The organism is Enterobacter sp. IF2SW-B1, from assembly GCF_001743375.1.
Taxonomy (GTDB): Bacteria; Pseudomonadota; Gammaproteobacteria; order Enterobacterales; family Enterobacteriaceae; genus Enterobacter; species Enterobacter bugandensis.
In genome coordinates this window covers 49,687-65,133 of record NZ_MJAA01000009.1, presented here as the reverse complement: position 1 = coordinate 65,133, position 15,447 = coordinate 49,687, and the positions used below count along the sequence as shown (strand labels likewise).

10 protein-coding genes are annotated in these 15,447 nt (G+C 56.7%); 9 read left to right on the top strand and 1 reads right to left on the bottom strand.

All coding sequences use genetic code 11. The features are described 5' to 3' along the window. The first annotated feature begins 105 nt into the window (after window positions 1-105). From mrcB to fhuB, 9 genes are all read left to right on the top strand, one after another. Entirely contained in the window at window positions 106-2,631 is a 2,526-nt protein-coding gene (gene mrcB / locus A6013_RS18225) for a bifunctional glycosyl transferase/transpeptidase (RefSeq protein ID WP_063943790.1), read from the top strand. 333 nt (window positions 2,632-2,964) lie between these two features. Beyond that, a complete protein-coding gene (locus A6013_RS18220; protein WP_063154787.1) occupies window positions 2,965-3,537 on the top strand; it encodes a fimbrial protein in 573 nt (190 codons plus the stop codon). Between the two features lie 43 nt (window positions 3,538-3,580). Next, window positions 3,581-4,294, top strand: coding sequence for a molecular chaperone (locus tag A6013_RS18215; RefSeq protein ID WP_041911205.1), 714 nt, complete (start codon window positions 3,581-3,583; stop codon window positions 4,292-4,294). Between the two features lie 19 nt (window positions 4,295-4,313). Next, entirely contained in the window at window positions 4,314-6,794 is a 2,481-nt protein-coding gene (locus tag A6013_RS18210) for a fimbria/pilus outer membrane usher protein (protein ID WP_069733533.1), read from the top strand. 8 nt (window positions 6,795-6,802) lie between these two features. Beyond that, a complete protein-coding gene (locus A6013_RS18205; protein ID WP_083264101.1) occupies window positions 6,803-7,807 on the top strand; it encodes a fimbrial protein in 1,005 nt (334 codons plus the stop codon). Window positions 7,808-8,008: 201 nt separating this feature from the next. After that, the gene (gene fhuA / locus A6013_RS18200; protein WP_045259489.1) at window positions 8,009-10,264 is read left to right on the top strand and encodes a ferrichrome porin FhuA; all 2,256 of its coding nucleotides are present in this window, start codon (window positions 8,009-8,011) and stop codon (window positions 10,262-10,264) included. A gap of 50 nt (window positions 10,265-10,314) precedes the next feature. Continuing rightward, window positions 10,315-11,112, top strand: coding sequence for a Fe3+-hydroxamate ABC transporter ATP-binding protein FhuC (fhuC, locus tag A6013_RS18195; protein WP_028015563.1), 798 nt, complete (start codon window positions 10,315-10,317; stop codon window positions 11,110-11,112). Next, window positions 11,112-12,002: a Fe(3+)-hydroxamate ABC transporter substrate-binding protein FhuD gene (gene fhuD, locus A6013_RS18190; protein ID WP_028015564.1), complete on the top strand. Its 891-nt coding sequence runs from the start codon at window positions 11,112-11,114 to the stop codon at window positions 12,000-12,002. The genes fhuC and fhuD overlap by 1 nt, the downstream gene beginning before the upstream one ends. Continuing rightward, window positions 11,999-13,981, top strand: a complete 1,983-nt coding sequence (gene fhuB, locus A6013_RS18185) for a Fe(3+)-hydroxamate ABC transporter permease FhuB (RefSeq protein WP_047367358.1) — start codon at window positions 11,999-12,001, stop codon at window positions 13,979-13,981. The genes fhuD and fhuB overlap by 4 nt, the downstream gene beginning before the upstream one ends. Window positions 13,982-14,065: 84 nt before the next feature. Here fhuB and hemL read toward each other — a convergent pair whose 3' ends face one another. Further along, entirely contained in the window at window positions 14,066-15,346 is a 1,281-nt protein-coding gene (hemL, locus tag A6013_RS18180) for a glutamate-1-semialdehyde 2,1-aminomutase (RefSeq protein ID WP_041911201.1), read from the bottom strand. Window positions 15,347-15,447 lie beyond the last annotated feature (101 nt).

The following is a 15,447-nucleotide window of genomic DNA, read 5'->3' as shown; positions in this document are numbered from 1 at the left end:
CCACGGAGAGAGGGAGAAAACCAATTTTGAGAGATTTCTTCTTTCACAGGCCTGTGGAAGAAAAGAAAATCTGGCCTTTGCGCCTGAAAGTTGCGGAGAAAAAGCATGGCGGGGAATGACCGCGAGCCAATAGGACGTAAGGGAAAACCCGCGCGTCCGGCGAAAGAAAAGGTAAGCCGTCGTCGCCTCAGAGATGAGGAGTATGACGATGACTATGAAGACGATTATGAGGATGAAGAACCCATGCCGCGTAAAGGAAAAGGCAAAGGGCGTAAGCCTCGTGGGAAGCGCGGCTGGTTCTGGCTGCTGCTGAAGCTGTTCATTGTTTTTGTTGTGCTGATCGCGATTTACGGCGTTTATCTGGATCAGAAGATCCGCAGCCGTATCGACGGGAAAGTCTGGCAATTGCCGGCGGCAGTGTATGGTCGCATGGTGAACCTTGAGCCGGACATGTCCATCAGCAAGAACGAGATGGTGAAACTGCTGCAAGCTACGCAGTATCGTCAGGTTACGAAAATGACCCGCCCGGGCGAATTTACCGTCCAGGCGAAAAGCATTGAGATGATCCGCCGCCCGTTCGACTTCCCGGACAGCAAAGAGGGGCAGGTGCGCGCGCGTCTGACTTTTGACGGCGATCGGCTGGAAACCATTGAGAACATGGACAATAACCGCCAGTTCGGTTTCTTCCGTCTTGATCCGCGTCTGATCACCATGCTCTCGTCCGCCAATGGCGAACAGCGCCTGTTCGTGGCGCGTAACGGCTTCCCGGATCTGCTGGTGGATACCCTGCTGGCAACCGAAGACCGCCATTTCTACGAGCACGACGGTATCAGTCTCTACTCCATCGGCCGTGCGGTGCTGGCGAACCTGACTGCGGGTCGTACCGTGCAGGGGGCGAGTACGCTTACCCAGCAGCTGGTGAAGAACCTGTTCCTCTCCAGCGAGCGTTCTTACTGGCGTAAAGCCAACGAAGCCTACATGGCCGTGCTGATGGATGCGCGCTACAGCAAGGATCGTATCCTTGAGCTGTACATGAACGAGGTGTACCTCGGCCAGAGCGGCGATAACGAGATCCGCGGCTTCCCGCTGGCGAGCCTGTACTACTTTGGCCGTCCGGTGGAAGAGCTCAGCCTTGACCAGCAGGCGCTGCTGGTGGGCATGGTGAAAGGGGCGTCCATTTATAACCCGTGGCGCAACCCGAAACTGGCGCTGGAGCGTCGTAACCTGGTACTGCGTCTGCTGCAACAGCAGCAGGTGATTGACCAGGAATTATACGACATGCTTAGCGCACGTCCGCTGGGCGTGCAGCCGCGCGGTGGGGTGATCTCTCCGCAGCCTGCTTTCATGCAGATGGTGCGCCAGGAGCTGCAAAGCAAGCTCGGTGATAAGGTCAAAGATCTCTCCGGCGTGAAGATCTTTACCACCTTTGACTCCGTGGCCCAGGACGCGGCAGAAAAAGCGGCGGTGGAAGGGATCCCGGTGCTGAAGAAGCAGCGCAAGCTCTCCGATCTGGAAACCGCGATGGTGGTGGTTGACCGTAACACCGGCGAAGTGCGCGCGATGGTGGGCGGCGCAGAGCCGCAGTATGCGGGCTACAACCGTGCCATGCAGGCGCGTCGTTCGATTGGCTCTCTGGCTAAACCAGCGACCTATCTCACCGCGCTGAGCCAGCCGAATTTGTATCGCCTGAACACCTGGATCGCCGATGCGCCAATCTCCCTGCGTCAGCCTAACGGCCAGGTCTGGTCACCGCAGAACGATGATAAACAGTTCAGCGGCCAGGTGATGCTGGTGGACGCGTTAACCCGCTCCATGAACGTACCTACGGTTAACCTCGGTATGGCGCTGGGCCTGCCGGCCATTGTCGACACCTGGCAGAAGCTGGGCGTACCGAAAGATCAGCTGCACCCTGTTCCGGCGATGATTCTGGGGGCGCTTAACCTGACGCCGATCGAAGTGGCGCAGGCGTTCCAGACCATTGCCAGCGGGGGTAACCGCGCACCGCTCTCTGCCCTGCGTTCGGTGATTGCCGAAGATGGCTCCGTGCTGTATCAGAGCTTCCCGCAGGCTGAACGTGCCGTTCCTGCGCAGGCGGCCTACATGACGCTGTGGACGATGCAGCAGGTTGTGCAGCGCGGTACCGGTCGTCAGTTGGGGGCGAAGTATCCTGGTCTGCATCTGGCGGGTAAAACCGGGACCACCAACAACAACGTCGATACCTGGTTTGCCGGTATTGATGGCCGTGAAGTGGTGATCACCTGGGTAGGTCGTGACAACAACCAGCCGACCAAACTTTACGGGGCGAGCGGGGCGATGTCGATTTACCAGCGCTACTTGGCGAACCAGTCACCTGTGCCGCTGAACCTGGTCGCGCCGGAAGATATCGTCGATATGGGCGTGGATGGTTCCGGGAACTTTATCTGCGGCGGCGGGATGCGAACCCTCCCGGTCTGGACGACCAACCCGGACTCACTGTGCCAGCAGAGCCAGCCTGAACAGCCAACGGGCAACCCGTTCGATCAATCTTCTCAGCCGCAGCAGCCGCAGCAACAACCGGCCCAGCAGCAGAACGAGAAGAAAGACAGTGATGGCGTGGCCGGCTGGATCAAGGATATGTTTGGTGGGAATTAATTAATTCCCTGAATAAAAAGCCGCTTTAATATAAAGCGGCTTTTTTGTTTTTTACATTCTGCAATTTTTAAAAATATTAAATATCTAATTTAGAATTTTTAAGTTCTCATTTTTTTCATCTAAAACATGCATTTGAAATCTTCTACATGTTGCGTAACTTTATCCTCTCTGGACACAATGAAGAATAATCTGATGTAATTGCCATAAGAAATTCACTGGCTCATAGGATATTCCTATTTAGTCAGTCATGTGTAACATGCTGGATAACATTTCGACTCAAAGTATTTGTAGTGCGAATGGATGCCACAATTGTCAAATATAAGGATATTTTTCATGAACAAAAAAATTGTCTCTACATTTTTAGCCGGAAGCGTTATGGCCGCGCTGTCTCTGCCTGTATTTGCATCAAACGATTCCGGTACGGTGAACTTCGCCGGAAAAATTGTTGCCGATACCTGTGAAATTAACGTTGATGGCACAGGGACTAACGCTTCCACCGTCACTTTCGCAGATACCTATCCTTCGGATTTTGGTGCTGACGGTACGGTTGGCACCTCAAAAGCCTTTAAGATTGAAGTGAAAAAATGTGACCCGCTGGTCGCTAAACTGAACCTCAAGTTTAGCGGCACGACAACAGACGCCGCTAACAAGCGCTTGAAGAACGATCTGTCTGGCGCAGGCAATGCGACCAACGTTGGCATCATCGTCAGCAATGAGAACGGCGCTAAAGGCGATGTTGTTTTCGACGGTTCAGTACCGGATACGGGTACCGATGTGAATAACGACGCGACCGGGGCAACGGCTTCTGTCTTTAACTACACCGCGAAAGTGATTCAGGTGGGGGATACCGCGCCAACCGCGGGCCATTACTCCTCCTCTGCAACATTCGAGGTTGTCTATCGCTAAGCAATGACGGGCAGCCTGAACGGCTGCCTTTTTGGAACATTGTATGAAGACTTTATTTAAATTGTTATGTGGTTGTTTAATTATTTCCTGCTGTTCAGTACAGGCAAGTGTTGTTCTCGGTGGTACGCGAATTATTTATCCATCGAATAAATCAGAAGTTCAGATAGCACTTAAAAATAAAGATCCGCATACACGTTATCTGGTGCAAAGCTGGGTCAGTTACCCCAATGATGCGAAAGCGCCATTTATTATTACTCCTCCTGTTTACAAATTGCAGGAAAATCGTCAAACCCTTTTGCACGTTATTTTTACCGGCGATAAAAAAAGCCTGCCCGCAGACCGGGAATCTCTGTTTCTGGCAAACGTTAAATCCGTATCGGCACTCTCGCCGGAGCTGAAAGAGAAAAACACGCTGCAATTTGCGATGAAAACGCGCCTGAAGCTTTTCTGGCGTCCGGCTCAGCTGAAGGAAAGCGATGCCCTGGAAGCCTACGCAAAAATCACATTCCAGCGTCAGGGCGACACGCTAATTGCAAACAACCCGACCCCGTTTTACGTCTCGTTTGGCGAGCTGGCCGTTGGTGGGAAAAGTGTTCCGGTGAAAGAGACCAAAACCACGCCAGGCGCCATTTCAATGATGGTGGCTCCGTTCAGCGAGCAGCGTTTCGCGTTACCGAATTCAGCAAAGGGCGCGGTGACCTGGACGGCAATCAATGATTTCGGTGGGCAAACCCCACAGCGCAAGCAGGCTCTTTAAATTATCATGTTGGTATTTTATGTCGTCATCTCTGCTTCACAAACAGGTACTGTACGGGATCGCGCTGACGCTGCTCGCCGCGATCCAGCCTGCAAGTGCTGATGACGAATTTAACCTGCGGATCCTTGAGCTGGATACGCCCCTCGAAAATACCTCTACATTAAAAAACTTCATTAACGATAACGGGCTACTTGCCGGAAGCTACCTTACGACTGTTATGTGGGATCGGGACGTTGTGGATAAACGTCCCATCGCTTTCGTGCTGTCTGACGATAAACAGCGCCTGCTGCCGGAGCTGACGAAAGCGGATCTGCGCGATTACGGCGTGAAAGTCGACACGATCCCGGACTTAAAAGATCTGGATGACGGCGCTTACGTCCGCGATATCTCCCATTTCATTGAAAATGCCCGTTACGAATACAATCAGGATGACCAGACCCTGAAGCTGGTCATCCCGCAGGCGTATCGTGTCCATGCTGCCGCTGGCGCGATACATCCAAAATTCTGGGATGACGGCGCGCCTGCCGCCTGGACAAGCTATCAACTCAGCGGTTCTCAGCAGCACTACAGTTCGGGCAAAACCTCTTCGACCTGGCTTGGCCTGGAGTCGGGGATTAACCTTGGGGCGTGGCGGCTGCGGAATAACAGCACCTGGAGCGACGCTTCCGGCTGGGAGGGCATTGCCAGCACGTTACAACGCGACATCAAAACGCTGAAAAGCCAGCTTGAGATTGGTCAGACATATACCAATGGTGAACTTTTTGACAGCGTCCAGATGACCGGCGTGAAGCTGGAAACGGATACTTCTATGCTGCCTGTTAGTCAGCAGGGCTTTGCGCCCGTCGTGCGCGGTATTGCCAATAGCGATGCGAAAGTCACTATCAAGCAAAACGGCTACACCATCTATCAGACAAACGTCTCATCCGGGCCGTTCGAGATCCGCGATTTAAGCCAGGTAACATCCGGAGCCGATCTGGAAGTGACTGTCGAAGAGGCGGACGGCAGCGAGCATAGCTTCATCCAGGCCAGCGCGTCGGTGCCGGTGTTACAGCGGGAAGGCGGCTTTAAGTATTCGCTGGCCGCAGGGCGCTATCGCGGTAATGAAGGTGAAGACGAACCCACCTTTGCGCAAGGCACAGCCATCTATGGTCTGCCTTACGGCGTCACGGCGTATACCGGCGCGCTGGGTTCATCACTGTATCACGCGCTGCTGCTGGGGCTCGGTGCCGATCTGGGGCATTTCGGCTCCGCTTCTGTCGACCTCACGGCCGCGCGTACCGCGTTTGATGACGGGCGTGACGATGCCAGTGGTTTATCCTGGCGGGCGCAGTATTCAAAAGATATTCCCGATACGGATACCACCATCACGCTTGCCAGCTATCGCTACTCCACATCGGGGTTCTATACCTTTCAGGAAGCTATCGATCAGCGTGACAGCGAAATCGATGACGGCATTTATACCTACCGCAGAACTAATAACCGCCGTAGCCGCATGCAGCTCAACCTTTCCCAGCGGGTTTCTGACTGGGGCTCGGCCTATCTCAACGGCTATCAGCAGGACTACTGGGATATGGACGGCCATGAGCGTAGCGTCAGCGCGGGGTTCAGCTCCAGCTGGCGCGACATCACCTGGTCGATAAGTTACAACCTGACCCGCACGCCAGATGCCGATACCGACCGGCAAATGGCGTTGACGGTCAACATTCCGTTATCAAAGTGGCTGCCGAATTCCTGGGCAACCTACAGTGCCAATACCTCCAGTGGCGGATTTGTCTCGCATCAGGTTGGGCTTGGCGGTACCGCGCTGGAGGACAATAAGCTGAGCTACAACCTCCAGCAGACCTATGCCAACCAGGATACGAGTTACGGCGGCAGCCTGTCCGGGCGTTATCGCGAGGCTTCCGGTGAGGTAGGGATGGGGTACAGCTACGGTGGTAACAATCGGCAGTGGAACTACAGCGCTCAGGGGTCAATCGTTGCTCACGAGCATGGCGTGACGCTGGGGCAACCCGTACGCGACGCCTTCGCCATTGTGCACATTAAAGATGGTGATAACGTCAAAGTGCAAAACGGGCGCGGCATCACGACGGACCGTTTTGGTAACGCGATTGTTCCTTCTCTGACGGCCTATCGGCACAACATCATCACCGTGAATACGCAGGATCGGGAAGATATTGATATCGACGCGGCAACGCTGGATCTCGTGCCGACGAAAGGGGCGGCAGTGCCGGCCACGTTCGACGCGCGCGTGGGACGACGCGCGCTGGTGACCTTGCTCTACGCGGGTAAGCCCGTGCCGTTTGGTGCCCTGGTGGCGCTGGACAACACCACGGCCATCGTGGGCGATGATGGGGAGGTTTACCTGACAGGGCTGTCCGGCAAAACAACGTTTAGCGTGCAGTGGGGAGAAGAGCGCGATCGGCAGTGTCACGGGGCACTGGATCTTCCCTCGCACAGCGCGGCAGGGATCGTGAAAGCCACGGTCAACTGCCTTAACTGAGGTATCTCATGAACCTACGACGTATCGTTAACACATTTCTGCCACCGGTACTGCTTGTGCTGGCGGGGGCATTTTGCCATTCAGCCCGGGCAGATTGTACCTTCAACGGCAGCGCTGACGCGGATGCCGTGGTGACGTTTCAGCTTCCCCCGGTCATTATTGTCGCCCCCGACACGCCCGTCGGCACCGTGCTTTATGACGCCAGCGTCGAGAGTAAAGCGGTAACGGTGGATTGTAGCGGTGACGCGCAAATTCGACGCGGGTATTTGTACCTCACGGATGCGGATGCGCGCGAAGGTGTGATGAGCGGGGTTTATCAGACCAACGTGCCTGGTATTGGCATCCGCGCGGCGTCGTCGACCGAACGGCTTCCCGGTTACACTGAACAGGATTTAGTCCGGCCCATGCAATTTCTGGGATCGATCCACGGCTCTTCGACAAGTACATCTGTATTTCGCGCCGCTGCCCAGCTGGTCGTCACGGGCGCTATCCAGGAGGGCGATCTTGATACCTCACGGTTAACCTCAATGGATATCCTGGGCAACGCGCCGATCGGTGAAATGCGCTTCTCTCCCACCACTATTCGCATCACCACAAACACCTGTAACCTGGTCGATCGCAACATCTATGTGCCGCTGAAAACGGTCAATACCCTGGACTTTAGCGGCCAATACTCTGACATCCTCACGGACGGCAGCTTTAAGATTGAGATCACCGACTGCGCGGCAGGCACAAAGGTGGATTATCAGTTTACCAGCGCGGGATCAACGGGCGTCACGAACGGCAATATTTTGGGGATCGCCTCCGGAGATTCCGCCGCTGAAGGCGTCGGCATTCAGATCCTTGACCAGAATGATACTGTACTGCAGTTCGATCGGAACTATACGGCGATAACCGGCACGCAGGACAACGTTCCTGTCGAGATCCCACTCAAGGCTCGCTACGTCAGGACGGGGGAGATAAAAGCCGGCAAAGTCGATTCTGTCGCGACGTTCGAGCTCTTTTACCGTTGATTCATCCTGCCCGCTCTGGCGGGCTAAGGATCATTTCACTAACTTCGTTAACCCTCTCTTTTCATCTGGTTAATTCTTAAACCCTTAAATCTTGTAGGGCCGCTTACTGCTTGCTATGCAACCAGCGTTTCGCATATTATTCTGCGGTCATAATAATAATTCTCGTTTACGTTATCATTCACTTTTCCATCAGAGATAAACATGGCGCTTTCCAATACTGCTCAGCCAATTAACACGTCGCTGCGTAAAGTCGCGGTTGTCGTAGCCACAGCGGTTGCCGGCATGTCTGCATTTGCTCACGCTGCCGAAACCCCGAAAAAAGAAGATACTATTACCGTTACCGCTGCACCTGCTGCACAGGAAAGTGCCTGGGGACCTGCTGCGACTATCGCCGCTCGCCAATCTGCGACCGGTACCAAAACAGACACCCCAATTCAAAAGGTTCCACAGTCTATTTCTGTGGTAACTGCCGAAGAGATGGCGCTGCATCAGCCACGTTCGGTGAAAGAAGCCCTGAGCTACACGCCGGGCGTTGCGGTGGGTACCCGCGGTGCGTCCAATACTTACGACTACCTGGTTATTCGCGGTTTCGCGGCCGATGGCCAGAGCCAGAACAACTACCTCGACGGTATGAAGATGCAGGGCAACTTCTATAACGACGCGGTGATAGACCCTTATATGCTGGAGCGCGCTGAAATCATGCGCGGTCCGGTTTCCGTTCTGTACGGTAAAAGCAGCCCAGGCGGCCTGCTGAACATGGTAAGTAAGCGCCCAACAACCGAGCCGCTGAAAGAGATCCAGTTTAAAGTGGGTACCGACAGCCTGTTCCAGACAGGCTTTGACTTCAGCGATGCGATCGACGATGACGGTGTCTATTCATACCGCCTGACGGGCGTTGCGCGCTCGAACAATTCGCAGCAGGAAGATAAGGGCGAGCAGCGTTATGCCATCGCGCCATCCTTCTCCTGGCGTCCGGATGACAAAACCACCTTCACGTTCCTCTCCTACTTCCAGAACGAGCCTGAAACGGGCTACTACGGCTGGCTGCCAAAAGAGGGGACGGTTGACCCGCTGCCAAACGGCGATCGTCTGCCGACTAACTTCAATGAAGGCGCGAAGAACAACACCTATTCCCGTAACCAGAAAATGGTGGGATACAGCTTCGACCACGAATTCAACGATACTTTCACCGTGCGTCAGAATCTGCGCTTTGCCGAGAACAAAACCTCGCAAAACAGCGTTTACGGCTACGGCATGTGTTCCGATCCGCTCTATTCGAGTAATCCGGCATCCAGCCCTTGCGCGAGCATTCCTCAGTCACAATGGGGGCATACGCTGACTCGCCAGTATGTGATCGATGACGAGAAGCTGCAAAACTTCACCGTTGATACGCAGCTTCAGAGCAAGTTCGCGACGGGGGCTCTCGACCATACTCTGTTGACAGGCGTTGATTTCATGCGCATGCGTAATGACATTAACTCCTGGTTCGGCTACGCCGGCTCCGTTGCGCCATCCGATATTTACGATCTCGATCGTGGCGATTTCGATTTCGGTTCACACCCTGGACCATCTGGTGCTTACCAGGTGCTGAACAAGCAGAAGCAGACCGGCGTTTACGCTCAGGATCAGATCGAATGGGATAAAGTGCTGGTGACACTGGGCGGCCGTTACGATTGGGCCGATCAGGAGTCCTACAACCGCGTATTAAATACCACCGCCAAGCGTGATGATACTCAGTTCACCTGGCGTGGCGGCGTTAACTACCTGTTCGACAACGGGGTAACTCCTTATTTCAGCTACAGCGAATCCTTTGAACCGGCTTCCCTGACCGACGCTCAAGGTAAACCATTCTCACCGTCTAAAGGCAAACAGTACGAAGCGGGCGTGAAATACGTGCCTAACGATCGTCCGATTGTGATCACCGGTGCAGTGTATCAGCTGACCAAAACTAACAACCTGATGGCTGACCCAACTGGCTCACCCTTCTCCGTTGAAGGTGGTGAGATCCGCGCCCGTGGCGTAGAGCTGGAAGCCAAAGCGGCGCTCTCTGCAAGCGTGAACGTTGTCGGTTCTTATACCTATACCGATGCGGAATACACCACCGACACCAACTACAAAGGCAACACGCCGGCGCAGGTGCCAAAACATATGGCATCCCTGTGGGGTGATTACACGATGTTTGACGGCCCACTGTCTGGCCTGACGCTGGGTACCGGCGTGCGTTATACCGGCTCCAGCAAAGGTGACCCGGCGAATAGCTTCACTGTTGGAAGCTATACACTGGTTGATGCACTGGTCAGATACGATCTGGCGCGTGTAGGCATGGCCGGATCAAACGTCGCGCTGCACGTGAACAACCTGTTCGATCGTGAGTACGTTGCCAGCTGCTTCAACACCTACGGTTGCTTCTGGGGTGCTGAACGCCAGGTTGTCGCCACTGCGACCTTCCGCTTCTAACCTCTTTATGGGCACGGTTCGCCGTGCCCTTTTTATTTAAGTTGGCTGACATGCAGGATAATAAAACGCAATCCGACACCACCTTTACGCTCAATAATCTCTCCTTTCGCGTACCCGGGCGCACCCTGCTGCATCCGCTCTCTCTGACGTTCCCTGCCGGTAAAGTGACGGGCCTGATTGGCCACAACGGTTCCGGTAAATCCACGCTGCTCAAGATGCTGGGACGCCACCAGCCACCTTCTGAAGGGGATATTCTGCTGGACGATCGGCCGCTGGAGGGCTGGAGCAGTAAAGCCTTTGCCCGCAAGGTGGCCTACTTGCCGCAGCAGCTGCCGCAGGCGGAAGGGATGACGGTGCGTGAGCTGGTAGCGATTGGCCGCTATCCGTGGCACGGGGCGCTTGGCCGCTTCGGCGTCGCCGACCGGGAGAAAGTAGAAGAGGCGATTGCGCTGGTAGGGCTAAAACCGCTGGCGCATCGCCTGGTGGATAGTTTGTCCGGCGGTGAACGTCAGCGGGCGTGGATTGCGATGCTGGTGGCGCAGGACAGCCGCTGCCTGCTGCTGGATGAACCGACCTCGGCGCTGGATATCGCCCATCAGGTCGACGTGCTGGCGCTGGTGCATCGCTTAAGCCAGCAGCGCGGCCTGACGGTGATCGCTGTCCTGCACGATATCAACATGGCGGCGCGCTACTGTGACTACCTCGTCGCGCTGCGCGGCGGTGAAATGATCGCTCAGGGCACGCCGTCTGAGCTGATGCGCAGCGAAACGCTGGAACATATTTACGGTATTCCGATGGGTATTTTGCCTCACCCTGCCGGGGCTGCTCCCGTGAGCTTTGTCTACTGATGCTGGATTCAACATACATTAGCCGCCGTCGCCTGCTGACGGCCATGGCGCTCTCGCCGCTGCTGTTGAAGATGGCCCCGGCCCGCGCCGCCGCTATCGATCCGCACCGCATCGTGGCGCTGGAGTGGTTACCCGTCGAGCTGATGATGGCCCTGGGTATCACGCCCTACGGCGTGGCCGACATTCCCAACTACACCCTGTGGGTGAATGAGCCAAAACTGCCGGACTCGGTCATCGACATCGGTCTACGCACGGAGCCAAACCTTGAGCTTCTCACGCAGATGAAACCGTCTTATTTGTTCTGGTCTGCGGGGTATGGCCCGTCGGAAGAGATCATGGCGAAGATTGCGCCGGGACGAGGCTTTTCCTTTAGCGACGGTAAAAAGCCGCTGACCATGGCAAAAAATTCCATCCATGAGATGGCCCAGTTCCTCAACCGGGAAGCGGAAGCAAAACAGCATCTCGATGAGTTTGACGCGCTGATTGAGTCTCTTAAGCCGCGCTTTGCCCGCCGTGGCGATCGGCCTTTGCTGATGGTGACGCTGCTGGATGCCCGCCATATGCTGGTCTTTGGCAAGAACTGCCTGTTCCAGGAAGTGCTCGACAACTTCGGCATTCGCAACGCCTGGGAAGGCGAGATGACGTTCTGGGGAAGCACCGCCGTGGGCATCGACCGCCTGGCGGCGTTTCGCGACGTCGACGTGCTGTGCTTTGACCACGGCAACGAGCGTGAAATGCAAACCCTGATGGCGACCCCACTCTGGCAGGCGATGCCGTTCGTGCGCGAGCAGCGCTTCCTGCGCGCCCCTGCGGTATGGTTTTACGGCGCGACGCTGTCGGCAATGCACTTTGCCCGCGTGCTGGACAACGTGATGGGGGGCAAAGCATGAGTACGCGTATTGCCCGTTTCCCGGCGCTGCTGCTGGGGCTGATTTTTCTGGCGGCGCTGGCGCTAACCGGGTTCAACCTCTCCACGGCACTGCCGCGCGAGCAGTGGGCGGCCGCGTTTGCCGCTCCGGATATCGACAATATTCAGCAGATGTTGTTCCACTACAGCCTGCTGCCGCGTCTTAGCATCTCCCTGCTGGTCGGGGCGGGGCTGGGGCTGGTGGGCGTGCTGTTCCAGCAGGTGCTGCGTAACCCGCTGGCGGAGCCAACCACGCTGGGCGTGGCGACGGGTGCACAGCTGGGGATCACTATCACCACCCTCTGGACGCTGCCGGGGGCATTAACCTCGCAGTTTGCCGCGCTGGCAGGTGCCTGCGTCGTGGGCGCGCTGGTCTTTGGCGTGGCCTGGGGAAAACGTCTCTCGCCGGTCACGCTGATCCTCGCCGGGCTGGTCGTCAGCCTCTACTGCGGTGCGATCAACCAGCTGCTGGTGCTGTTTCACCACGACCAGCTGCAAAGCATGTTTATGTGGAGCACCGGCACGCTCACCCAGACCGACTGGAGTATCGTCCAGCGCCTGTGGCCACAATTGTTTGGCGGCGTGGTGCTCACGCTGCTGCTGCTTCGCCCGCTCACTCTGATGGGGCTGGATGATGGCGTGGCGCGCAACCTGGGGCTGGCGCTGTCGCTGGCTCGTCTGGCGGCGCTCACGCTGGCGATTGTGTTAAGCGCTCTGCTGGTTAACGCGGTTGGCATCATCGGGTTTATCGGCCTCTTTGCGCCGCTGCTCGCGAAAATGCTCGGGGCGCGTCGCCTTCTGGCACGTCTGCTGCTGGCGCCGCTGATCGGGGCGCTGATCCTCTGGCTTTCCGATCAGATCATTCTCTGGCTGGCGCGCGTCTGGATGGAAGTGTCTACCGGGTCGGCAACGGCGCTTATCGGTGCGCCGCTGCTGCTGTGGCTGCTCCCGCGTCTGCGCAGTATCAGCGCCCCAGCGATGGACGCGGGCGATAAGGTCTACGCTGAACGTCAGTCGGTGCTGTGGTTCAGCCTTGCTGGTCTGGCGGTGTTGCTTATCGCCTCGTTTGCCGCCCTCGCGTTTGGGCGCGATGCCGCAGGCTGGCACTGGGCAACGGGTGACTTACTCAACGAACTGCTGCAGTGGCGCTGGCCGCGTATTCTCTCCGCGCTGATTGCCGGGGTGATGCTGGCGGTGGCGGGCTGTATTATTCAGCGTCTGACCGGTAACCCGATGGCAAGCCCTGAAGTGCTGGGGATCAGCTCCGGCGCGGCCTTTGGCGTGGTGCTGATGCTCTTCCTGGTGCCGGGCAATGCGTTTGGCTGGCTGATGCCTGCCGGGAGTATCGGTGCGGCGGCCACGCTGATGATTATTCTGGTTGCCTCTGGCCGCGGCGGATTTTCTCCGCACCGCATGCTGCTGGCCGGTATGGCGCTCAGCACCGCCTTTACTATGCTGCTGATGATGCTGCAGGCGAGCGGCGATCCGCGCATGGCGAAGATCCTGACCTGGATTTCCGGCTCAACGTACAACGCCACCGCCAGCCAGGTTGCCTGGTCAGGGAGCGTTATGATCGTGCTGCTGGCGATGGTACCGCTGTGCCGTCGCTGGATGACCATTCTGCCGCTGGGGGGCGAAACCGCGCGTGCGGTTGGCTTAGCGCTGACGCCAACGCGCGTCGCGCTTCTTCTGCTGGCGGCGTGTCTGACGGCAACCGCCACCATGACCATCGGTCCACTAAGCTTTGTAGGGTTGATGGCGCCGCATATCGCCAGAATGATGGGTTTCCGACGGACGATGCCACATATTGTGATGTCGGCCCTGACGGGCGGGGTCATTCTGGTGTTTGCCGACTGGTGTGGAAGGATGGTGCTGTTCCCGTATCAGATCCCGGCGGGCCTGTTGTCGACCTTTATCGGTGCGCCTTACTTTATCTATCTGTTGAGAAAGCAGAGTCGGTAGTCAGGTGCGGCCTGATACCCTCTCCCACGGGGAGAGGGAGAACATCGTAGGCCGGGTAAGCGTTAGCGCCACCCGGCAATGCCCTTAAAGCTTCGCAAACACCTTACGCGCCGCGTCGATGGTGTTATTGATATCTTCTTCGCTGTGCGCCACGGACATAAAGCCCGCTTCGAACGCGGACGGTGCCAGGTACACGCCTTCTTCCAGCATCAGGTGGAAGAAGCGCTTGAAGCGTTCAACGTCGCACTTCACCACGTCCTGATAGCGGGTCACGGTTTTCGCATCGGTGAAGAAAATCCCGAACATGCCGCCCACGTGGTTAACAACCAGCGGAATTCCCGCTTCTTCTGCGGCTTCCAGCAGACCGTTTGCCAGCTGCGTGGTACGGTCCGTCAGGGTTTCATGAATACCCGGCTGCGCCACTTCGGTCAGACAGGCGAAGCCTGCAGCCATGGCAATTGGGTTACCGGAGAGCGTGCCCGCCTGGTAAACCGGGCCGGTTGGTGCCAGGGCTTCCATCACGTCCTTACGACCACCGAAAGCACCGACCGGCATGCCGCCGCCGATGATTTTGCCGAGGCAGGTCAGGTCCGGCTCAACCTCATAATAAGACTGGGCGCCCGCCAGTGCCACGCGGAAGCCGGTCATCACTTCATCGATGATCAGCAGCGCGCCGAACTCATCGCACAGCGCGCGCAGGCCCGGCAGGAAGTCAGGCTGCGGCGGGATGCAGTTCATATTGCCCGCAACCGGTTCAACGATAATGCAGGCGATCTCCTGCGGATACTGCTCGAACGCCGCGCGAACGGTGTTCAGATCGTTGTAGGTGCAGGTCAGGGTGTGTTTCGCGAAATCAGCAGGTACGCCAGGCGAGTTTGGCTGGCCGAGGGTCAGCGCGCCGGAGCCCGCTTTCACCAGCAGGCAGTCCGCATGGCCGTGGTAGCAGCCTTCGAATTTGATGATTTTGTCGCGACCAGTAAAGCCGCGCGCCAGACGGATGGCGCTCATGGTGGCTTCGGTACCGGAGTTCACCATACGCACCATGTCCATGGTCGGCACCAGTTCGGTAACCAGCTCCGCCATTTTCACTTCCATCTCGGTCGGCGCACCGAAGCTCAGGCCGCGCTGCGCGGCTTCGATGACCGCGTTACGAATGGCGGGATGGTTATGTCCGAGAACCATCGGCCCCCAGGAACCGACGTAATCGATATAGGCTTTGCCATCGACATCATACAGATACGCGCCGTCAGCACGTTCAATAAACAGCGGCGTGCCGCCCACGCCGGTAAAGGCGCGTACTGGCGAGTTCACGCCACCGGGGATTAGCTCGCGGGCTGCACTGTAGAGGTTTTCAGACTTGCTCATGGCGTCGTTCCTGGTTCGTATAAAATGATTAAGCACACTATTCTAAGTGATCCGCAGAAGGTTATGAAATTTTTAGCCTGTTAATGCTTTAAGATTTGTTA

What these genes read in the sequence shown, in the direction of transcription:
- mrcB (WP_063943790.1), top strand. Translation starts at nt 106, where the DNA reads ATGGCGGGGAATGACCGCGAGCCAATAGGACGTAAGGGAAAACCCGCG.
- A6013_RS18220 (WP_063154787.1), top strand. Translation starts at nt 2,965, where the DNA reads ATGAACAAAAAAATTGTCTCTACATTTTTAGCCGGAAGCGTTATGGCC.
- A6013_RS18215 (WP_041911205.1), top strand. Translation starts at nt 3,581, where the DNA reads ATGAAGACTTTATTTAAATTGTTATGTGGTTGTTTAATTATTTCCTGC.
- A6013_RS18210 (WP_069733533.1), top strand. Translation starts at nt 4,314, where the DNA reads ATGTCGTCATCTCTGCTTCACAAACAGGTACTGTACGGGATCGCGCTG.
- A6013_RS18205 (WP_083264101.1), top strand. Translation starts at nt 6,803, where the DNA reads ATGAACCTACGACGTATCGTTAACACATTTCTGCCACCGGTACTGCTT.
- fhuA (WP_045259489.1), top strand. Translation starts at nt 8,009, where the DNA reads ATGGCGCTTTCCAATACTGCTCAGCCAATTAACACGTCGCTGCGTAAA.
- fhuC (WP_028015563.1), top strand. Translation starts at nt 10,315, where the DNA reads ATGCAGGATAATAAAACGCAATCCGACACCACCTTTACGCTCAATAAT.
- fhuD (WP_028015564.1), top strand. Translation starts at nt 11,112, where the DNA reads ATGCTGGATTCAACATACATTAGCCGCCGTCGCCTGCTGACGGCCATG.
- fhuB (WP_047367358.1), top strand. Translation starts at nt 11,999, where the DNA reads ATGAGTACGCGTATTGCCCGTTTCCCGGCGCTGCTGCTGGGGCTGATT.
- hemL (WP_041911201.1), bottom strand. Translation starts at nt 15,346, where the DNA reads ATGAGCAAGTCTGAAAACCTCTACAGTGCAGCCCGCGAGCTAATCCCC.